General features: G+C 64.5%; 19 protein-coding genes. 4 read left to right on the top strand and 15 right to left on the bottom strand.

Features of this window, described 5'->3' with window-relative positions; all coding sequences use genetic code 11:
• Positions 1-3 precede the first annotated feature (3 nt).
• The 11 genes from purD to ACX1DW_RS22055 all read right to left on the bottom strand — a co-directional run bounded on the left by purD (position 4) and on the right by ACX1DW_RS22055 (position 11795).
• On the bottom strand, positions 4-1296 hold the full coding sequence (purD, locus tag ACX1DW_RS22005; protein WP_063540420.1) for a phosphoribosylamine--glycine ligase: 1293 nt from the start codon (positions 1294-1296) through the stop codon (positions 4-6).
• Positions 1297-1495: 199 nt separating this feature from the next.
• Positions 1496-3100 (bottom strand): bifunctional phosphoribosylaminoimidazolecarboxamide formyltransferase/IMP cyclohydrolase, encoded by a 1605-nt coding sequence (purH, locus tag ACX1DW_RS22010; RefSeq protein ID WP_063540419.1) that lies wholly within the window; start codon positions 3098-3100, stop codon positions 1496-1498.
• A gap of 66 nt (positions 3101-3166) precedes the next feature.
• Positions 3167-3487: a DNA-binding transcriptional regulator Fis gene (gene fis / locus ACX1DW_RS22015; protein ID WP_003293170.1), complete on the bottom strand. Its 321-nt coding sequence runs from the start codon at positions 3485-3487 to the stop codon at positions 3167-3169.
• Positions 3484-4497 carry a tRNA dihydrouridine synthase DusB gene (gene dusB / locus ACX1DW_RS22020; protein ID WP_133455742.1) on the bottom strand — a complete coding sequence of 338 codons (1014 nt, stop codon included), beginning with the start codon at positions 4495-4497 and terminating at the stop codon, positions 3484-3486. The genes fis and dusB overlap by 4 nt, the downstream gene beginning before the upstream one ends.
• 199 nt (positions 4498-4696) lie before the next feature.
• Positions 4697-5938, bottom strand: coding sequence for a zinc-ribbon and DUF3426 domain-containing protein (locus ACX1DW_RS22025; RefSeq protein ID WP_458992384.1), 1242 nt, complete (start codon positions 5936-5938; stop codon positions 4697-4699).
• Between the two features lie 103 nt (positions 5939-6041).
• The gene (prmA, locus tag ACX1DW_RS22030) at positions 6042-6923 is read right to left on the bottom strand and encodes a 50S ribosomal protein L11 methyltransferase (protein WP_326428810.1); all 882 of its coding nucleotides are present in this window, start codon (positions 6921-6923) and stop codon (positions 6042-6044) included.
• A gap of 145 nt (positions 6924-7068) precedes the next feature.
• Positions 7069-8418, bottom strand: a complete 1350-nt coding sequence (gene accC / locus ACX1DW_RS22035; RefSeq protein WP_102838512.1) for an acetyl-CoA carboxylase biotin carboxylase subunit — start codon at positions 8416-8418, stop codon at positions 7069-7071.
• A 17-nt stretch (positions 8419-8435) separates the two neighbouring features.
• Positions 8436-8894 carry an acetyl-CoA carboxylase biotin carboxyl carrier protein gene (accB, locus tag ACX1DW_RS22040; RefSeq protein ID WP_011914337.1) on the bottom strand — a complete coding sequence of 153 codons (459 nt, stop codon included), beginning with the start codon at positions 8892-8894 and terminating at the stop codon, positions 8436-8438.
• Positions 8895-8970: 76 nt separating this feature from the next.
• Positions 8971-9414: a type II 3-dehydroquinate dehydratase gene (aroQ, locus tag ACX1DW_RS22045; RefSeq protein ID WP_011914336.1), complete on the bottom strand. Its 444-nt coding sequence runs from the start codon at positions 9412-9414 to the stop codon at positions 8971-8973.
• A gap of 199 nt (positions 9415-9613) precedes the next feature.
• On the bottom strand, positions 9614-11428 hold the full coding sequence (locus ACX1DW_RS22050; protein WP_458992385.1) for a protein-disulfide reductase DsbD: 1815 nt from the start codon (positions 11426-11428) through the stop codon (positions 9614-9616).
• A gap of 31 nt (positions 11429-11459) precedes the next feature.
• Positions 11460-11795: a Rieske (2Fe-2S) protein gene (locus ACX1DW_RS22055; RefSeq protein WP_458992386.1), complete on the bottom strand. Its 336-nt coding sequence runs from the start codon at positions 11793-11795 to the stop codon at positions 11460-11462.
• A gap of 132 nt (positions 11796-11927) precedes the next feature.
• Here ACX1DW_RS22055 and ACX1DW_RS22060 point away from each other — a divergent pair, with 132 nt between their 5' ends.
• From ACX1DW_RS22060 to ACX1DW_RS22070, 3 genes are read left to right on the top strand one after another with little or no spacing between them, the layout of a single operon-like run.
• Positions 11928-12965, top strand: coding sequence for a FecCD family ABC transporter permease (locus ACX1DW_RS22060; RefSeq protein ID WP_458992387.1), 1038 nt, complete (start codon positions 11928-11930; stop codon positions 12963-12965).
• Positions 12965-13732 carry a heme ABC transporter ATP-binding protein gene (locus ACX1DW_RS22065; protein WP_102838508.1) on the top strand — a complete coding sequence of 256 codons (768 nt, stop codon included), beginning with the start codon at positions 12965-12967 and terminating at the stop codon, positions 13730-13732. The genes ACX1DW_RS22060 and ACX1DW_RS22065 overlap by 1 nt, the downstream gene beginning before the upstream one ends.
• 11 nt (positions 13733-13743) lie before the next feature.
• Positions 13744-14628, top strand: a complete 885-nt coding sequence (locus ACX1DW_RS22070; protein WP_253751706.1) for a ChaN family lipoprotein — start codon at positions 13744-13746, stop codon at positions 14626-14628.
• Between the two features lie 221 nt (positions 14629-14849).
• Here ACX1DW_RS22070 and ACX1DW_RS22075 read toward each other — a convergent pair whose 3' ends face one another.
• The 4 genes from ACX1DW_RS22075 to ACX1DW_RS22090 form a co-directional block, all read right to left on the bottom strand.
• Complete coding sequence (locus ACX1DW_RS22075) at positions 14850-15647, bottom strand: Crp/Fnr family transcriptional regulator (RefSeq protein WP_458992388.1); 798 nt, start codon at positions 15645-15647, stop codon at positions 14850-14852.
• Between the two features lie 110 nt (positions 15648-15757).
• Positions 15758-16021: a TfoX/Sxy family protein gene (locus ACX1DW_RS22080; RefSeq protein WP_063540405.1), complete on the bottom strand. Its 264-nt coding sequence runs from the start codon at positions 16019-16021 to the stop codon at positions 15758-15760.
• A gap of 18 nt (positions 16022-16039) precedes the next feature.
• Positions 16040-16822: a class I SAM-dependent methyltransferase gene (locus ACX1DW_RS22085; RefSeq protein ID WP_458992389.1), complete on the bottom strand. Its 783-nt coding sequence runs from the start codon at positions 16820-16822 to the stop codon at positions 16040-16042.
• A 72-nt stretch (positions 16823-16894) separates the two neighbouring features.
• The gene (locus ACX1DW_RS22090; protein WP_458992390.1) at positions 16895-18457 is read right to left on the bottom strand and encodes a bifunctional aminoglycoside phosphotransferase/ATP-binding protein; all 1563 of its coding nucleotides are present in this window, start codon (positions 18455-18457) and stop codon (positions 16895-16897) included.
• Positions 18458-18616: 159 nt separating this feature from the next.
• Between ACX1DW_RS22090 and mrcB the strand changes: the two genes are divergently transcribed.
• Entirely contained in the window at positions 18617-20929 is a 2313-nt protein-coding gene (gene mrcB, locus ACX1DW_RS22095) for a penicillin-binding protein 1B (RefSeq protein WP_458992391.1), read from the top strand.
• The last annotated feature ends 42 nt before the right edge of the window (positions 20930-20971 follow it).

A 20971-nucleotide genomic window follows, 5' to 3' on the forward strand; every position in this document is an offset into this window, starting at 1 on the left:
GGTTCAGCTTTCGCCCTGTTCGCGGGCGATGGCGCGGTAGCCGATGTCCTTGCGGTAGAAACAGCCGTTCCAGCGGATCTTTTCCGCCAGGCGGTAGGCCTGCTGCTGTGCCTCGGACACGCTGCGACCGATGGCGGTGGCGCACAGTACGCGGCCGCCGGCGGTGATGATCTGGCCTTGCGCATTCAGCGCGGTCCCGGCATGGAAGACCTTGCCGTCCAGGGAGGCGGCTTCGCTAAGTCCCTCGATCACGTCGCCTTTGGCATAGTCGCCCGGGTAGCCGCCTGCGGCCAGCACCACGCCGACTGTCGGGCGTGGATCCCAGGTCGCTTCGACCTTGTCCAGCGCTTTGGCCAGGGCGGCCTCGACCAGCAACACGAGCGAGGACTCCAGGCGCACCATGATCGGCTGGGTTTCGGGGTCGCCGAAGCGGCAGTTGAACTCGATGACCTTGGGTGCACCGCTCTGGTCGATCATCAGGCCGGCGTAGAGGAAGCCGGTGTAGACGTTGCCTTCGGCCGCCATGCCGCGCACGGTGGGATAAATCACCTCGTCCATCACCCGCTGATGCACGTCGGGGGTGACCACCGGGGCGGGGGAGTAGGCGCCCATGCCGCCGGTGTTCGGGCCGGTGTCGCCATCGCCTACGCGCTTGTGATCCTGGCTGGTGGCCATCGGCAGTACATGCTCGCCATCGACCATGACGATGAAGGAGGCTTCCTCGCCGTCGAGGAACTCCTCGATCACCACGCGCGCGCCTGCGTCACCGAAAGCATTGCCGGAGAGCATGTCACGCACGGCTTCCTCGGCTTCCTCGAGGGTCATGGCAACGATCACGCCCTTGCCGGCGGCCAGGCCGTCGGCCTTGATCACGATCGGGGCACCCTTCTCGCGCAGGTAGGCCAGCGCCGGTTCGACTTCGGTGAAGTTCTGATAGTCGGCGGTCGGGATGGCGTGACGCGCCAGGAAGTCCTTGGTGAACGCCTTGGAGCCTTCCAGCTGTGCGGCGGCGGCGGTGGGGCCGAAGATGTCCAGGCCGCGCGAGCGGAACAGGTCGACCACGCCTTTGACCAGCGGTGCCTCGGGGCCGACGATGGTCAGCTGCACATTGGCAGCGGCGAAATCGGCCAGCTGCTCGATGGCCAGCACGTCGATGGCGACGTTCTCGCACTTGGCTTCGGTGGCGGTGCCGGCGTTGCCCGGGGCGACGAACACCTTGGCAACGCGCGGATCCTGCGCGACCTTCCAGGCCAGGGCATGCTCGCGGCCGCCGCTGCCGATGATCAGTACGTTCATTTCTCTCTCCCGATGGAGGCGGGCCGGTAGCCCGTTTGGTGGATAAGCGAAGCGTTATCCACCCTTATGAATTCCGAGATCGCAATCGGGCTGGTGGATGCAGGGCGCCCGATTCTTCCCTCAGCGGAGTCGCCTTCTGGCAATGAGCATGGGGAAGAGTCGGGCAACGCCGCAGATACCTGTCCGAGTACGGCCGATATTAGTGGCGGAAGTGGCGCATGCCGGTGAACACCATGGCGATGTTTGCTTCGTCGGCCGCGGCGATCACCTCGTTGTCGCGCATCGAACCACCTGGTTGGATCACCGCGGTGATGCCGGCCTTGGCAGCGTTGTCGATGCCGTCGCGGAAGGGGAAGAAAGCATCCGAGGCCATCACCGCGCCGGGTACCGGCAGGCCGGCATGCTCGGCCTTGATCGCGGCGATGCGCGCGGAGTTGACGCGGCTCATCTGGCCGGCGCCGACGCCAACGGTCTGGCGGTTCTTGGCGTAGACGATGGCGTTGGATTTGACGAACTTGGCCACTTTCCAGGCGAAGATCAGGTCGTGGATCTCCTGCTCGGTCGGTGCGCGCTGGGTGACGATCTTCAGGTCGGCCTCGGTGATCATGCCGATGTCACGGCTCTGTATCAGCAGGCCGCCGTTGACGCGCTTGTAGTCCCAGCCCGGCGCACGCTCGGCCGGCCACTGGCCGCATTCGAGCAGGCGCACATTGGCCTTGGCGGCAACCACTTCACGAGCCTCGGCGGACACGCTCGGGGCAATGATCACCTCGACGAACTGGCGCTCGACAATGGCGCGTGCGGTCTCGCCGTCCAGCTCGCGGTTGAAGGCGATGATACCGCCGAAAGCCGATTCGCTGTCGGTAGCGTAGGCCAGATCATAGGCCTTGCGAATGCCGCCTTCGTTCTCCGGCACCACGGCCACGCCGCAGGGGTTGGCGTGCTTGACGATCACGCAGGCCGGCTTGGTGAAGCTCTTCACGCATTCCAGCGCGGCATCGGTGTCAGCCACGTTGTTGAAAGACAGTTCCTTGCCCTGCAGTTGCTTGGCGGTGGCGACGCTGGCCTCATCCGGCTTCTCAACATAGAAGGCGGCCTGTTGGTGCGGGTTCTCGCCGTAGCGCATGTCCTGCGCCTTGACGAACTGCATGTTGTAGGTGCGTGGGAAGAGGCTGCGGCCTTCGGTGGTGAGGGTCTCGGCGCTCTGGTCGATGCCGCCCAGGTAGTTGGCGATCATGCCGTCGTAGGCGGAGGTGTGCTCGAAGGCCTTGAGGGCCAGGTCGAAGCGCTGAGCGTAGGTCAGGCCGCCGTGCTTCAGGTTGTCGATCACCGCCGCATAGTCTTCGGCGTTGACCACGATGGCCACGTCCTTGTGATTCTTCGCGGCGCTGCGGACCATGGTCGGGCCGCCGATGTCGATGTTCTCGATGGCATCGGGCAGGGTGCAGCCGGGCTTGGCCACGGTCGCGGCGAACGGGTAGAGGTTGACCGCCACCAGATCGATTGGGTTGATGCCGTGCTCGGCCATGACCGCGCCGTCCAGATCGCGGCGACCGAGAATGCCGCCGTGGATCTTCGGATGCAGGGTCTTCACCCGGCCGTCCATCATCTCCGGGAAGCCCGTGTAATCAGCCACTTCGACGGCGGCGATGCCGTTTTCGCGCAGCAGCTTGAAGGTGCCGCCGGTGGACAGGATCTCGACGCCGAGGGCGGCGAGCTCGCGGGCGAAATCGACTACGCCGGTCTTGTCGGACACACTGATCAGCGCGCGGCGCACGGGAAGGCGGGTGGTTTGGTCGGTCATTGACGTTTCCTAGAGGCTACAGGCTTGAGGCCGCGAAGCCGGCAGGCGCGCCTGCCGGCGGTCGCTTCAGAGCAGGTCGTACTGTTTGAGTTTCTTGCGCAGGGTGCCGCGGTTCAGACCCAGCAGCTCGGAGGCCTTGGTCTGGTTGCCCTTGACGTAGTGCATCACGGTTTCCAGCAGCGGTGCTTCCACCTCGGAGAGCACGAGGTTGTAAACGTCCGTGACGTCGGCGCCTTCGAGGCGTGCGAAATAGTTGTGCAGCGCCTTCTCGACGCTACCACGCAGCGTCTGTCCCGCTTCGCTCGGCGTGTTCAGGTGCTGCTTGAGGTTCAGGTTGTCACTCACGGATGTTGTTCCACTTACCAATGTTTCATTCAACAGCGTCATGCGGCCACCTCTGTTCCATCCACCGAGCCAGGCCCTGAGCGTTGTTCGGCAAAGAACTGCCGAATGCTGAAGCCCTGTGCATCCCTGTCTTCCAGATGATTGAAACGGGCGCGGAAGTCCCGCGCGCCCGGCAGTGTTGCGAGATACCAGCCCACGTGTTTGCGGGCGATACGGACTCCCATCACCTCGCCGTAGAATTCATGCAACGCCTGCACATGCTCCAGCAGGGTGCTTTCGATCTCGTCCAGCGTCGGCGCCGCCAGCAATTGGCCGGTGCGCAGATAATGCTCCACCTCGCGGAATATCCACGGGCGACCCTGTGCCGCACGTCCGATCAGCAGGCCGTCGACACCGGTCGTGTGCAGGACCTGCGCGGCTTTTTGCGGCGAGTCGATGTCGCCATTGGCGAAAACCGGGATCGACACCGCCTGCTTGATCGCGGCGATGGTGTCGTACTCGGCCTCGCCGGTATACAGGTCGGCGCGGGTACGCCCATGCACCGCCAACGCGGCGATGCCGGACTGTTCGGCGATGCGGGCGATGGTTGCGCCATTCTTGTTCTGGCGGTCCCAACCGGTGCGGATCTTCAGCGTCACCGGCACATCCACCGCGGCGACCACGGCCTCGAGGATGTCTGCGACCAGTCGCTCATCGCGCATCAGCGCAGAGCCTGCGGCCTTGTTGCAGACCTTCTTCGCCGGGCAACCCATGTTGATATCGATGATCTGTGCGCCCAGTTCGACGTTGCGCTGTGCGGCTTCGGCGAGCATCTGCGGGTCGCCGCCGGCGATCTGCACCGAGCGTGGCTCGGGCTCGTCGGCATGGGGCATGCGCAACCGCGACTTGCGGCTGTTCCACAGGCGCACATCACTGGTGAGCATTTCCGAAACCACCAGAGCCGCGCCGAAGCGGCGACACAGCTGGCGGAACGGTTGATCGGTCACGCCCGCCATGGGCGCGAGAATCAACCGGTTGGATAAGGTGTAGGGGCCGATGCGCACCGCTGACATGAAGATTCCCTGCTTGGGGCCTGCTTGTTAGGTCGATCGGGACTGCAAAAAAGGGTGGGCATAATACCCGCTCCGCATGACGGGTTAAAGGCTGTTTTGAACAAATTCTGAACAGCGGCCGCCTTATCGCCAGTGGTTTGCTGGAGGGCATGGATGTGCCATCAGCGCGATGGCTGGCCCATCGCATCGGCAAGTCGTATCAATCGGGGGAGTGGAAACCCAGGCTGTAGTTCACCGCCTGCGCGCCCGGGTCGAGGATGTCCAGAGCGATGTGGATCGGCACCTGCGGGGGCATCTGTGCTTGTCCGGCAAGCTCGCCCGAGAGGTATTCGCTGGGCTTGAAGCTGCGGCTCGCCAGCAGCTTGCCGTTGATGTCGGCGAAGCGGATTTCCAGGAGCGGGAAAGGCTGCGCGAAGGCGGCACGGTTGTAGAGGATGGCGTCGACCACCAGCGCCCCGGTGAAGTCGGGGTGGCTGCGCACGACCAGGTTGCTGCTCTTGATCTGGGATATGTCGACGAGTGCAGGTAGCTCGCAGCCCAGCGTCGGGCAGACCCGTTCGAACCAGGGGCGGTAAGCCGCCTGCCGTGACAGCTCGTCGTAGTTGTACACCACGTACTGGGCGCCCAGGGCCAGCAGCGCGAGCAGATTCAGGGCGCCCCAGCCAAGCCTGCGCGGCCAGGGGTTCTTGCGTTCCTGCCAATCCAGCTGCAGCGGTTCGTCATCGAGTTCGAAGAGCGGCTCGTCACGCAGATCCGGTTCGCGTCGTGGTGGTGCGATCGCTTCGGCCGCCTGCATCGGCTGCTCGGGCGGCGCCAGCTCCGGTTCGACCCGCTCGTTGCGTGCCTGCTGGGCCCTCGCTGTCGACAGCGCGCTGGTACTCGGTGCCAGGGGGGCGGGTTGGCGGGGCGTTTCCGCCGAGACCGGGGTGAAACTGATCGGGTCATCCGGCTCATCGGCGCGACGTGCGCTAACGCTCTGCTCGGCATTGAGCAGGAGCTCGGCCCAGCTTTCATCCTGCGAGGCTGCCTCGTCCGCCGGTGCTTCGTGAGGGAGCGATGTGCCGGGGCTGTCGTGCCTCAGGGCATTCAGATCGGCAGACAGCTCGCGCTCCTGGCGCTCCAGCTTGGCCAGCTCAGCGTCCAGGTCAAGGCTGTCGAGGTCCAGGTCGTCGTGGATCCAGAGAGTCTCGTCACTGCTGCGCGGGTTGGGCGAGGCCGCCGCCGCGATCGCACCTGGTTCCGGTTCCGCCTGCTCTGCGGCCAAGGGCGGCGGCTTCAGCGGGCGAGTCGGATTGATGTCGTCGCGCAGCAGATGGTGTGCGGCATTGAATACCTCCATGCAGGCACCACAGCGTGCCGCTCCTCGCGCTGCACGGAGCTGGCTGCGGCCGATGCGAAAGCGGGTACGGCAGTGGGGACACTGGGTGACGAAGCTGGTCATGCGAGGTTCCGCGCAAATGTGCCGGCTAGTCTAGCGCATGCCGATCGGCAAGCGGCAGTGGCCCGCCGTCATGGGCGTGCAGCATGTGGCTGCGGTCGCAGGATCAGCCACGCCGGGTCCCGCTGATGCGCACCCAGCCATCCTTCTCGGCGGTCGGGTCGAGTTCGAAGGCGTCGGCATAAGCCGCACGCACCTCTTCAGCCTGCTCGGCGAGGATTCCGGACAGCGCCAGCCGCCCGGCCGGTTTGACCAGTGCGGTGATCTGCGGTGCCAGGGAGACGAGCGGCCCGGCGAGGATGTTGGCGACTACCACGTCGGCCGGTTCCTGCGGCAATTGCTCGGGCAGATAAAGGGCGAAACGCTCCTCGGCGATGCCGTTACGCTGGGCGTTGTCACGCGAGGCTTCCAGCGCCTGGGTGTCGATGTCGGTGCCGACGGCATGCGCGGCGCCCAGCAGAAGGCCGGCGATGGCGAGGATGCCCGAGCCGCAGCCGAAATCCAGCAGGCTCTGGCCGTTCAGCGACTGGGCATCCAGCCACTCGAGACAGAGTGCGGTAGTGGGGTGAGTGCCGGTACCGAACGCCAGGCCGGGATCCAGCAACAGGTTGACCGCGTCGGGCTCGGGTGCCACGTGCCAGCTGGGGACGATCCACAGGCGGCGGCCGAAGCGCATCGGCTGGAAGTTGTCCATCCAGCTGCGTTCCCAGTCCTGCTCTTCGATCACCTCGACCTGGTGCTCGGGCAGCTCGCCGCCACGTAGCAGCTGCAGATGGGCGAGCAGGGCGTCCGCGTCGGTATCGGCTTCGAACAATGCCAGCAGATGAGTGTGCGACCACAGCGGGGTGGTGCCGAGGTCCGGCTCGAAGATCGGCTGATCTTCGGCGTCCATGAAGGTCACGGAGACCGCACCCAGATCCAGCAGCTGGTCTTCCAGCGCTTCGGCCTGATCGGGGGTGATGGCGAGTCGGATCTGCAGCCAGGACATGGAGGCCTCTCGAATGGGGTCGCGGTAAAAGCCGGCAAGCTTACTGGAGGGGGCGTTGTGCGGCCAGCCTGGGCTCGACGAACACCAGCTAGAAACGACAGAGGCCGCCCGAAGGCAGCCTCTGCAGTACAGCGCCGAGCGTGGCTCAGTGCTTATCCATACCCAGCTTCTTCTCCAGGTAGTGGATGTTCACGCCGCCCTTGCAGAAGCCGGGGTCGCGCACCAAGTCGCGGTGCAGCGGGGCGTTGGTCTTGATGCCGTCGACGATCAGCTCGTCCAGTGCGTTGCGCATGCGGCCCATGGCTTCATCGCGGTTCGCCCCGAAGGTGATCAGCTTGCCGATCAGCGAGTCGTAGTGCGGCGGAACCGAGTAGCCGTCGTACAGGTGGGAGTCAACGCGTACGCCGTTGCCGCCCGGGGCATGGAAATGCTTGACCTTGCCTGGGCTCGGCATGAAGTTGCGCGGGTCTTCGGCGTTGATGCGGCATTCGACGGCATGGCCGCGGATGACCACGTCTTCCTGCTTGATCGACAGCTTCTGGCCGCCACCGATCAGCAGCATTTCCTTGACGATATCGATACCGGTGACCATCTCGGTAACCGGGTGCTCGACCTGCACGCGGGTGTTCATCTCGATGAAGTAGAAGTTGCCGTCTTCATAGAGGAACTCGAAGGTGCCGGCGCCGCGGTAGCCGATATCGATGCACGCCTGGACGCAGCGAGCCTGGACCTTGCGGCGGGCTTCTTCGTCGATCAGCGGGGCAGGGGCTTCCTCGATCACCTTCTGGTGGCGGCGCTGCAGCGAGCAGTCGCGATCGCCCAGGTGAATCGCATTGCCCTGGCCGTCGGCCAGCACCTGGATTTCCACGTGGCGTGGATTGGTGAGGAACTTCTCGAGGTAGACCATCGGGTTGCCGAAGGCGGCGCCGGCTTCGTTGCGGGTCAGCTTGGCCGAGGCGATCAGGTCCTCTTCCTTGTGCACCACACGCATGCCGCGACCACCACCACCACCGGCGGCCTTGATGATCACCGGATAGCCTACTTCGCGAGCGATTCGCAGCGCTTCCTGCTCGTCTTCCGGGAGCGGGCCGTCGGAGCCGGGAACGGTGGGGACGCCGGCCTGCTTCATGGCGTCCTTGGCCGACACCTTGTCGCCCATCAGGCGGATCACATCGGCGGTGGGGCCGATGAAGGTGAAGCCGGATTTTTCCACCTGTTCGGCGAAATCGGCGTTCTCGGCGAGGAAACCATAACCGGGGTGAATGCCATCGGCGCCGGTTACCTCGGCAGCGGCGATGATGGCTGGAATGCTCAGGTAGGACTGGGCGGAGGAGGCCGGGCCGATGCACACGGACTCGTCGGCCAGCGACACGTGCATCAGGTCACGGTCGGCAGTGGAGTGCACCGCCACGGTCTTGATGCCCAGTTCCTTGCAGGCGCGCAGGACACGAAGGGCGATCTCGCCGCGGTTGGCGATCAGTACTTTTTCCAACATCGCTGGCTCTCCGCGGTTCAAACGATGGTGAACAGCGGCTGGTCGTATTCGACCGGCTGACCATTCTCCACCAGGATGGATTCGATGGTGCCGCTGATCTCGGCCTCGATGTGGTTCATCATCTTCATGGCTTCGACGATGCAGAGGATGTCGCCCTTCTTCACGCTCTGACCGACTTCGACGAACGGCTTGGATTCCGGCGAGGAGGCGCGGTAGAAGGTGCCGACCATCGGCGAGCGGACCACGTTGCCGTTCAGCTTGGGTGCGGCAGGAGCAGCGTCAGCAGCCGGGGCGGCAGCGGCGGCCGGAGCAGGCGCCGGTGCGGCCGGAGCCTGTGCGTAGATCGGCTGCTGCATCGCGACCTGCTTGCTGTGACGGCTGATGCGTACCGACTCTTCACCCTCGTGGATTTCCAGTTCGTCGATACCGGACTCTTCCAGCAGTTCGATCAGTTTCTTGACTTTGCGAATATCCATGAAGCGTTGACTCCCAGGTAAGTTCAAAGGGCATTGCTGCTCGCTTCTTCAAGACTCGACACCTGCGTCGAGCCCATCAGGAAGCAGCGAGTTGTTCCAGGGCGGCCTCCAGGGCCAGTCGGTAACCGCTGGCGCCAAGGCCGCAGATCACCCCTACCGCTACGTCGGAGAAATAGGAGTGATGGCGGAAAGGTTCGCGTTTGTGCACGTTGGACAGGTGCACTTCGATGAATGGGATGCTCACGGCCAGCAATGCGTCACGTAATGCGACGCTGGTGTGAGTGAATGCCGCAGGATTGATCAGGATGAAGTCCACGCCTTCGCTGCGCGCGGCATGGATGCGCTCGATCAGCTCGTACTCGGCATTCGATTGCAGATGCAGCAGATGATGGCCCGCGGCACGGGCGCGCTGCTCCAGATCCTGATTGATCTGCGCCAGCGTCACCGCGCCATAGACACCGGGCTCGCGGGTGCCAAGCAGATTGAGATTGGGGCCGTGCAGGACCAGTAGGGTGGCCATGGGTGTTCCTTGTTTTTCTGGGTACGCCGACGCGGCGGGGCAGGCCGGGTCGCGAGAGGGGAAAAACTATGCCCCAGGCAAGGGCTGACTGTCCAGTCATGTCGCGATCGAAGGAAATGCCCGCATTATGTCTGAAGATTCCGGCAATCATTCGTCGACCCAAGGCGTGCTTCGAGTGCCTGCAACGAAGCACGGCAAATCATCGCGACGCCTGGAGCAAAGCCGCCGCTCGATCCAGTCGATCGGCGAAGCCGGAAGCGTCTATTTCGCCGACTACGCGCACCTCGTTCAGTTCTTTTCCGTTGCCATCGAAGAACAGGATGGCGGGTGGGCCGAACAGCTGGTAGCGATCCAGCAGGCTACGTTGGGCAGCATTGCTCTCGGTGATGTCGAAGCGGATTAGACGATAGTCGGCCAGGCGCGGAGCCACCTGTGGATTGGCGAAGACTTCGCGCTCGATGACCTTGCAGCTGATGCACCAGTCGGCATACCAGTCCAGCATCAGCGGTTGCCCGGCGGCGCGGGCGGCGGCCAGTTGCGCGTCCAGTTCCGCCGGCGTGGAAATGGTGTGCCAGCCTTCGCCAGCCTGGCTGCCCGGTGCGGAGCTGCTGGCGATCGGCAGCGGGCGCAGCGGGTCGGAGCCGCCTTGCAGTGCGCCGACCCAGGCGGCCAGGGCGTAGACCAGCAGAGCCAGGCCGAGCAGTTGGGCAAGCTTCTGGCGTGGCGTCTTGCTGGTGAGCTCGAGGGTGCCGAGGAACAGCGCGCTGCCCGCCGCCAGCAATCCCCAGAGCGCCAGGGCGACGGGGCCGGGCAGTACGCGCTCGAGCATCCATATCGCGACCGCCAGCAGCAGCACGCCGAAGAGGTTGCGCACGCCAACCATCCAGGGCCCGCTCTTGGGCAGCAGGGCGCCGCCGCCCGTGGCGAACAGCACCAGCGGTGCGCCCATGCCCAGCCCCAGGGCGAATAGCTTCAGCCCTCCGCCCAGGGCGTCGCCGCTGGCGCTGATGTACAGCAGCGCGCCGGCCAGCGGTGCGGAAACGCACGGCGAGACCAGCAGGCTGGACACCGCACCGAGCAGCGCCGCTCCGGTGAACGAACCGCCGCGGGCGCTGCCGGCCAGCCGGTCGAGGCGGCCGCTCAGGGCTCGCGGCAGGCGCAGTTCGAACAGACCGAACATGGCCAGGGCGAATATCACGAAGAACAGGGCGAAGGGCACCAGAATCCACGCCGATTGCAGGCGTGCCTGCAGATTCAGTTCTGCACCGAACACGCCCATCAGCGCGCCGAGCAGGGCGAAGCCGCCAGCCATTGGCAACACATAGGTCACTGACAGCAGGAAGCTGCGCATGCCGCCGGGCTGGCCGCGCAGGACCACGCCGGTAAGGATCGGCAGCATTGGCAATACGCAGGGGGTGAAGGTCAGGCCGAGGCCGGCGAGGAAGAACAGCGCGACCGAGCGCCAGGACAGGTCGCGTTCGCTGGCCTGTCGGCTGTCGGCCGCTCCGGCGGATGCACCGGCGCCATCGCCGATGGGAAGCGACTCGGTTTCCGGTGGATAGCACAGGCCTTTGTCGGCACAACCCTGGTAGGAGACCTGCAGGATGAAGGGGCGATTGTCCGGGTTGGTCAGCGGAAGTTCGACATCGACAATGCCGTAGTAGGCTTCGATCTCGCCGAAATAGTCATCGACCTTGGGCACACCAGCGGGCAGCTTAGGCTCGCCGATGGCGACCGTCGGCTCGTCGGTCTTGAAGGCGAATCGATGCCGATAGAGGTAGTAGCCTTCGGCAGCGACGAAGCGCAGGGTGATCCGCTCGGGCGTCGCTTCGACGAGGCTCAGCCTGAATGCCTCGCGTACCGGCAGGAAGTCGCTGCTATTGTTCAGCGCGCTGCCGAAGCCCGCGCTGGGTTTGTTGTCGAACAGGCCGCCGTTAGCGGGTAGTACGCAGAAGAGGAGCAGCAGACTCAGCAGGCGAAGCATGGTGATCTCACGGCAAAGCTTTGGCGGCATGATAACCAAGCCTCGAGCTTGGTGCCCGTGCTCAACTGTCGCCCTGTCGATCAGTTTGCAACCAGATGCTGTCGTCCCGCTCGATCACATCCAGCTGCCGCAGCGATTGACCGGCGCAGGGGCCGGCGACGCATTCGCCAGTCTCGATAAGGAACAGTGCTCCATGCGTGGCGCATTGCAGTAGGCTGCCGCTTTCGTCGAGAAAACGGTCGGGCAGCCATTCCAATGGCACGCCCCGGTGCGGGCAGCGGTTCTCGTACAGGTACGGCCGGCCATCCCGGCGAACCGCGATGATCTGCAGTTCGCCTGCGGTGAAACCGCGGCTCTGCCCTTCCGGCAGTTCGGATGTTGCGCACAATCGAATCATCTTGACCTCTCGCAGGAACGGCGATTATCCCGCAACCACTGCTCGTGCGCAGCCTGATGCTAACCGCGGGGTGGCGGCGCCGCCGACACGCTCTTATCCTTCGCCCCTCATCCGCCTGGCGAAGCATCCCTGATGGGCACTCGGGTTCCCGTACGTATTCTGTTTGTCGTACTCAGCGTGCTGTTGCTGGCAGCCGTCTGGCTGTCGTTGGCGCTGGGCCCGTTGAGCCTGGCGCTGGACGACACTGCGCTGGCGGCGCTGCGCCTGCTGGGACTGCCGATCGGACATGATGGTCTGCAGCAGGCAGAGTTGATCCTGGGCCAGATCCGGCTGCCGCGTACGCTGCTCGGCTGCGCCGCAGGTGCCGTGCTGGCCCTGTGCGGCGTGGCGATGCAGGGACTCTTTCGCAACCCCTTGGCCGATCCCGGGCTCGTCGGGGTGTCCAGCGGCGCCGCGCTCGGTGCGGCTGCCGCGATCGTCGGCAGCACCTTCGTGCCCGTGCTGCCGCAGGTCTGGCAGCCCTATGTGATGTCCATGTTCGCCTTCCTTGGCGGCCTCGCGGTGACCTTGCTGGTGTATCGGCTGGGGCGGCGCGACGGGCAGACCCGCGTCGCCACCATGCTGTTGGCGGGTATCGCCCTGACCGCACTGGCCGGTGCCATTGTCGGCCTGTTCACCTATCTTGCCGACGACACCACGTTGCGCTCACTGACCTTCTGGAATCTCGGCAGCCTGAACGGCGCCAGCTACGCGGGGCTATGGCCGCTGTTGCTGATCACGCTTGCCGTCGGCTGTTGGCTGCCACGCCGCGCAACGGCATTGAATGCACTCTTGCTAGGCGAATCCGAGGCGCGCCATTTGGGTTTCGACGTCGAGCGCATCAAGCGCGAGCTGGTGGTCTGTACCGCGCTGGGTGTCGGCGCCGCCGTTGCTGCCGCGGGCCTGATCGGCTTCGTCGGCCTGGTCGTCCCGCATCTGATGCGTCTGCTGGTGGGGCCGGATCATCGGCTGCTGCTGCCGGCCTCGGCGCTCGCCGGCGCCACCCTGCTGTTGCTGGCGGATGTCGCCGCGCGGCTGGTGATCGCGCCTGCCGAGTTGCCGATCGGCATCGTCACGGCGCTGCTAGGCGCGCCGTTCTTTCTGTTCCTGCTGCTCCGGGAGCGTGTTTGATGCTGGTCGGCAGCGATCTGACGGTAAGGCGTGGCGCCATCACGGCGCTGGATGGGGTTTCTCTGCGCTTGCAGGCGGGACAGGTGTCGGGTGTGCTCGGCCCGAACGGAGCGGGCAAGAGCACCTTGCTGGAGGCTCTGTCCGGCGAGCTGAAAACCGCCAGAGGGCAGGTCATGCTGCATGGGCGAGCGCTTGACGACTGGTCGGATCGCGAGCGGGCGCGTTGCCTAGCGGTATTGCCGCAGAGTTCGACGCTGAGCTTTGCCTTCCAGGTCGAAGATGTGGTCGCGATGGGGCGCCTGCCGCATTGCAGCGGCCGTCAGGCTGATGCTCGCATCGTGGCCGCTGCACTCCAGGCCGCGGATGCGCAGCATCTGGCCGGGCGCAGCTATCTGCGGCTGTCCGGTGGCGAGCGTCAGCGGGTGCATCTGGCCCGAGTGCTGGCGCAGCTCTGGCCGGGGGACGAGGGCAGCGTGCTGCTGCTCGACGAGCCCACCTCGATGCTCGACCCGGCACATCAGCACAGCATCCTCCAGGCGGTTCGGCGTTTCGCCGAGCAGGGCGGCGCCGCACTGGTGATCCTGCATGACCTGAATCTGGCTGCCCGTTACTGTGATCGGCTGTTGCTGCTCAAGAACGGTCGCGCACAGATCGCCGGCGCGCCGGACGAGGTGTTGCGCGAGGCGCCGCTGCAAGCCGTGTTCGGCCTGGATGTGCTGGTCCAGCGGCATCCGGAACGAGGTCACCCCCTGGTCATCGCCCGTTGAGGAGGTCTGTGGTGCGCATCATCGTTTTATTGACAGTGGTCTTGCTGAGCGCTTGTAGCGTACTGCCACCGCTACCTGAGTGGCAGGGTCCGGAAGGGCGGGACCACGCCGATCTCGGCCTTATCGTCGATCTGCACAATGACGCTGTGCTGACCCCGGCTCAGCTCGTCGCCAGGTTGCAGGACAGCGAGGCCCTGCTGGTCGGCGAGCGCCACGACAATCCCGATCACCATGCGCTGCAGCTCTGGCTGCTGCAGGCGCTGGAGCAGCAACGCCCGCACGGCAGCCTGCTGCTGGAAATGCTCGAGCCCGGCCAGCAGGCGCGTGTCGACAGTGTGCGTCGAGACCTTCGCGCGGGCCATGCGCCGGGCGATCTTGCCCAGGCGCTGGACTGGCAGAAGGGCTGGGACTGGAACCTCTACGGGCCTTTGGTCAGCCATGCGCTGATGCAGTCCTATCCGCTGTTGCAGGCAAATCTCGGACGCGACGAGATCATGTCCATCTACCGGGCCGCTCCCCGCTTGCAGGGGCGCGCTTCGGCAACGACCACGGTGAGGGATGCTCTGCTCGCGCAGATCGAAACCTCGCATTGCGGCATGCTGCCGGCAAGTCAGCTTCCGGCGATGCTGGCGGTGCAACAGCAGCGAGATCGACGCATGGCCGAACGTCTGCTCGCAGCGCCAAAGCCCGCGATGCTGCTGGCGGGGGCGTTCCATGTGCGGCGTGACCTTGGAGTGCCGCTGCATATCGAGGATCTGGCAGACATGCCTGTCACGGTGCTGATGCTTGCCGAGGTCGGCGAGAGGGTATCCGCCGAGCAGGCGGACTTCGTCTGGTATACGCCGGCACAACCAGAGCAGGATCATTGCGAGCAACTGCAGCAGCGCGGCAAATAGCGCAGCCTTATCTGCCAGCCGCAAAATACAGGCAAAAAAAGACCCGGCAGCGCCGGGTCAAAACCGTGATTAGCCTGATGAGGAGATAACCTGAAGGATCGACTGCCTGAGCCTTCAGCTATCGGCTGACCTCGCGATCAGTTGCGTTAATAATAACAATTCTCATTTCTGCGTCAACAGGCATTCGTAAAAATATATGTGCGGCCGCGACGAGCGGATCGCTAGACGGCGATGTTGACCCGCAGGTGGGTGACCTCCTTGTTCAGCAGGTCGATGCGGCGCGCCATGCTCTCGATGAGGCTGTGGGCGATGCGCGGGTTGCTCTGCGTCAGGCCGAGAAACTGTTCCTTGGGGATCACCATGACCGTGCACGGCTCGCTGGCGACCACCGTTGCGCTGCGGCGCTCGCGAGTGAACACCGCCATGGCGCCGAAGATCTCGTCTTTCTGTACGTCGCCGACCTTCTGTCCGTCGACGATAGCGTCCGCGTGGCCTTCGATGATGATGAATACGTTGTCCGCCTCGTCGCCCTGGCGAATGAGCTCCTCGCCTACCGCGAAATGCTTGAACCCCGTTGCCGGGCGGATTTCCGGTTGCTTCAGGCGTGCCAGGGCGTCGCCGAGCAGGGCGGTATGGCCGATCAGATATTGCGTGAAGAGTTCCTGCCGATGCGTGTCGCCATGAACGTGCTGAAACACCGCGTTGCGCGAGTAGGGCACCAGTGTGACGGGCTCGTCGCTGCAATAGCGGCACTCGGGCAGATCGCTCGACTGGCGCAGGCCGATCAAGTCGCCTTCCTGCAGATAGAACAGTGGTTTGCCGTCGATCACTGCATGCAGCAGGCCGGTCTCGATCACGAACAGTTGCTGGGGCGGCAGCTCGGCGCAAAGGTCGTCGGTGTGTTTGATGTCGAGGTTGGGGCCTGATGGTTGCAGGCCCTCCAGCAACTGGCTGGGGATGGCTTGCAGGCGGCTGATCAGGCGATCGGCATACGCCGGTTGTTCCCCGAGTAGATACATGTCGGTAATCCTTGAACGAGCGGCAGACGATTGGCAGGGTCACGTTGACGCACAATAGGCCCGGTCGCGCGAGCGAGTAAATCGTGCCGAGCGGAGGTTGTGAGCTAGCTCTAGTTGTCGGGCTCGTTGCTCAGGTTCCGATTCAGCTCGTCCTTCAGCGGGGACGGTAGTTGCTGCCAGGGCACGTCGCGCAGTGCGCCTTCAATGGCATAGAGCAGAACCTTGGACGCAGCAAAGCCGCGCGCCTTGACTGCTCGATAGGAGCTGACCGAGCCGAGCCGCCGCAGGTCATCCCTTGTGTGAATGCCCGAAGCGTGCAGCCACTGGACCGAGGTCTTGCCGAGATTGCGGAGCGATAGCAGTTCGTCGTGCATGGCGGCGTCCTTGCATTGCTAGCGGTTGGGGAAGCCTGTAAGGAAGTGTAGCGGCCAGCGGACTGGGCGCCGCTGATCGTGTGGGCCCCAGGCCGAGAGAATTTGAGGTTCGTGCAGCTCGATGGGGTCCCGGCCGTGTTGCCGTTGCCATTGTTTGACGGCTGACCAGGTGCGCAAGTAGCCCAACAGCTCGCCGAGATTCCACTGTGCCTCAAGGGCGAAGGGCGGCGTGTCGATGCATGCGAACGGTGGCCGGATATCTCGATAGCCGGCGTCGACGCTGGCACGACCGGCAGGCCAGTAGCCAGCAAGCGTTTCGTGGTAGAGGTGATTAATGATGGCGTCCACATCCGGGGATACTTCCAGCAGGCTGTAGCACCAGGCGCAGAACAGTCCGCTGGGCTTCAGCGCTTGTCGCGCCTGATCGAAAAACGCCGGAGTGGCGAACCAATGCAGTGCCTGCGCGACGACGATCAGGTCGAGCAGGCCGTTTCGCAGAGGCAGGTGCTCTGCCTCGGCGACGAAACGCTGCACGTGCGCCCAACCATCGCCCGCGGCAAGCTGCTCGGCACTGGCATCGCAGGCCAGCACCTGACGGAAGTGGCGCGTCAGCGGAAGGCTGGCCTGACCGTTGCCGGCGGCTAGGTCCAGGGCGCTGTCGGTAGCGGCGCATTGGCTGGCAAGCCAGGCGAAGAGCGCCTCCGGGTAGGTCGGACGGTAACGGGCGTAGTCATCGGAGCGGCTGGAGAACAGCTGAACGCTGTCACCGGCTCCGGAGAGGCGGGGTTCGCTGGCAGGCATGGGCATTTCCACGGTTGTTATACCGGGAGTATAGAGGCACCGCCGCGGCCTGCCGGCGACGGTGCCTAACGGTCAGAGCCCCGGCAGGCGCTGGCGGATGTTGGCGACCAGCTCGTCGAGGCTGCCGGCATCCTGCGTCTGGACCCGGCAGCTGTGCAGGCGCTCGCTGTCGCTCAGCGGCTCGCGGCTGGCCTGCTGCGCGCGGACCACCTCCATCGTCGCGTCGGACGGATCAAGGCCTTCGGCCTGACGCTGGGCGAGCCATTGTGCGATCACCGCTTCCGGAGCCTCGCAGTCGAGGATGAGGAACGGCACGCCGGTCGCTTCGGCTGCCTGCCACGCCGCCTGGCGTTGCGACTGCTTCAGGTATGCCGCGTCGATAACCACGGCGAAGCCGGCTTGCAGTGCGCCGGTCGCCAGCTGGTGCAGGCGCTGGTAGGTCGCTTCGCTGGCTTGCGGGCTATAGATGCCGCTATCGAGCTGGCCTGCCTGCGCCTGAGGCTGCTCGCCGTGCAGACGCTTGCGCTCGACATCTGAGCGCAGACGCACCGCGCCCAGCGCTTCGACCAGGCGCAGTGCCACGTGGCTCTTGCCAACGGCCGATACGCCGTGGGTGATGGCGAGGAAGCGGGACGGAATCGCGCTGTAGCTTTCGGCAAGGTTGGCGTAGCCGCGATACTGGCGCAGGACTACCTTGCGCTGCACGGCGTCCTGCTCCTGATACAGACGGAACAGGCTGACCTTGCCGCGAACCAGTGCACGATAGGCCTTGTACAGGTTGAGCAGGGCCAGTGCGGCATAGTCGCCGGTGTGTTCCAGCCAGCCATTGATAAAGCGTCGGGCCTGGCATTTCAGTCCGCGATCCTCAAGATCCATGGCCAGGAAGGCAGCATCCGAGGCGACATCGATCAGGCGGAACGGCTCGTTGAACTCGATGCAGTCGAACAGCACGACCTTGCCATCGATCAGCGTCGCGTTGCCCAGGTGAAGGTCGCCGTGGCATTCGCGAACGAGGCCTTGCTGGCAGCGCTGTTCGAGCAGCGGGCGCAGGCGCGTGATGCTGGTTTCGGTCCAGTCTTCGAGCGCGTCCAGCTGGCGCAGGTCTTCCGGCTCGCTGAGCAGCGGGCGGATCTGTTCAAAGTTCTGCCGCATCGGTGCGACGATCGCATCGGCGCTGTTCAGCGCGTGGTCCGCCTGTACCTGCGGTGTACTGAGGTGGAAGCTGGCGATCTGCTCGGCCAAGGCGTCGATATGCGCATCGGTCAGCTCGCCGCGGGCCTGGACCTCGGCCAGCAGCTGGGATTGCGGGAACTCGCGCATCTTCAGGGCGTACTCGAAGGGTTCGCCATCACCACCGATCACCGGGGCATCAGGCGAGCCGCTGATGGGCAGCACTTCCAGGTAGAGATCGGGCGCCATGCGCTGGTTGAGGCGCAGCTCCTCTTCGCAGAAATGCTTGCGCGCGGACAAATCGGTGAAGTCGAGGAAGCCGAAGTCCACCGGCTTCTTGATCTTGTAGGCGTACTGGCCGGTGAGGATCACCCAGGAAATGTGGGTTTCGATGACCCGAAAGCCTTCGGTGGGGTGCGGATACAGGGCAGGATTCTGCAGGGCGGCGATCAGTGCTTGGCTCACGGTCATTCCTTGTCGAAGTTCTTGAACGGGGCGTGCGAGTCCACTGCGAAGCAGTCCACACAGTCGTAAAGTCGCCGGCATTATGGCCGCTGAGCGTTGCGCTGCAAACCGCTGAGAGGCCGTCAATCCGCGGCGGCAAAGTGCGTATAATGCGCCGCCATGACTAAACCTCGCTCCCCTCGTAATCGCTCCAAGCGCCGCTCCAGTGGTGCTCGCCCCTGGTTGGGCTGGGCGGTAAAGCTCTCCATTGTCGGCCTGGTGATCCTGGCCGGTTTCGCCATCTATCTCGATGCTGTTGTGCAGGAGAAATTCTCCGGCAAGCGCTGGACGATTCCGGCAAAGGTCTATGCGCGGCCGCTGGAATTGTTCGTCGGTCAGAAGCTGGACAAGAACGATTTTCTCGCCGAGCTGGACGCTCTTGGCTATCGGCGCGAGCGTTCGGTCAGTGGCCCGGGCGGCGCTTCGGTTGCCGGCAATGACATCGAACTGCACACCCGCGGCTTCCAGTTCTACGAAGGCGCCGAGCAGTCGCAACGGTTGCGGGTCCGCTTCTCCGGCGATTTCGTTGCTGGCCTCAGCAGCGCCAACGGTAGCGCTCTGCCTGTGGCGCGTCTGGAGCCCGTGCTGATTGGTGGGTTGTATCCCGCGCATAACGAGGATCGCATCCTGATCAAGCTGGATCAGGTGCCGCCGTATCTGGTAGAAACGCTGGTTGCGGTCGAGGATCGGGAATTCTTCAATCACTTCGGTGTGTCGCCCAAATCCATCGCCCGCGCCGTCTGGGTCAACCTGACTGCCGGCCAGGTTCGCCAAGGTGGCAGCACCCTGACCCAGCAGCTGGTCAAGAACTTCTACCTGACCAACGAACGCAGCCTCAGCCGCAAGGCAACCGAGGCGATGATGGCTGTGTTGCTGGAGCTGCATTACGACAAGCAGGAAATCCTCGAGGCCTACCTGAACGAGGTCTTCCTCGGCCAGGATGGCCGTCGCGCCGTGCATGGTTTCGGACTGGCCAGCCAGTACTTCTTCGGTCAGCCGCTGGCCGAGCTGAAACTGCCGCAGGTGGCGCTGCTGGTCGGCATGGTCAAGGGGCCGACCTACTACAACCCGCGGCGCAATCCCGAGCGTGCGCTGGAAAGGCGCAATCTGGTGCTGGATCTCTTGGCCGAGCAGCAGGTCATCAGTGTCGATGAGGCGGTCAAGGCTAAGCAGGCGCCATTGGGGGTAACCCAGCGCGGCAGCATGGCGGACAGTTCCTATCCGGCCTTCCTCGACCTGGTCAAGCGCCAGCTGCGCGAGGACTATCGGGACGAGGACCTCACCGAAGAGGGCCTGCGCGTCTTCACCAGCTTCGATCCGGTGCTCCAGCTGAAGGCCGAGCAGGCCATGAGCGAAACCCTCAAGCGTCTCGGCAAGAGCACCGAAGGCGTAGAAGGCGCGATGATCGTGACTAATCCTGAGACCGGTGAAATTCAGGCCCTGCTCGGCAGTCGCCAGCCGGGTTTCGCGGGGTTCAATCGCGCGCTCGATGCATCACGGCCGATTGGTTCGCTGATCAAGCCGGCCATCTACCTGGCGGCGCTGGAAAAGCCCAGCCAGTACACGCTGACCAGCCTGCTCGAAGACGAGCCTTTCTCGGTCAAGGGGGCCGACGGACAGGTCTGGAAACCGCAGAACTACGGGCGCCAGGCCTACGGCACGGTTTACCTGTACCAGGCGCTCGCCAACTCCTACAACCTGTCCACGGCGAGGCTCGGGCTCGATCTCGGCGTACCGAATGTGCTGAAGACGCTTGAGCGGCTGGGTGCGTCGCCACAGTGGCCGGCGTATCCGTCGATGCTGCTTGGAGCGGGCGGTTTGCGGCCGATCGAGGTGGCGGACATGTATCAGACTCTGGCCAATGGCGGCTTCAACACCCCGCTGCGCGGCATTCGCAGTGTACTGACCGCGGACGGTGAGCCACTCAAGCGTTACCCGTTCCAGATTCAGCAGCGCTTCGATCCGGGCGCGATCTACCTCACTCAGTACGCCATGCAGCGGGCCATGCGCGAAGGAACGGGGCGTTCCGCCTACAATCATCTGCCGCAGTCGCTGAATCTGGCTGGCAAGACCGGTACCACCAACGATTCGCGTGACAGCTGGTTCGCCGGCTTCAGTCAGGATCTGCTGGCCGTGGTCTGGTTGGGCCGTGATGACAATGGCAAGACTTCACTGACCGGAGCGACCGGCGCGCTGCAGGTGTGGAGTGATTTCATGCGGAGGGCCGATCCGCTGCCTCTGCAGATGCCTGTGCCGGACAACGTGACATATGCCTGGGTGGATGCGCGAAGCGGACTGGGTACGGATGAGCGCTGCCCCGATGCGGTGCAGATGCCCTATATTCGCGGCAGCGAGCCGGCACCCGGACCTGGCTGCGGCATTCAGGCGCCAGCGGAGTCGGTCATGGATTGGGTGCGTGGCTGGTTGGAGTAACTGCCGCAGAGGTCGCGCGCTTCGTGGTTCTACGTTGAGAGG

The sequence above is a fragment of the Stutzerimonas sp. KH-1 genome (assembly GCF_054483855.1).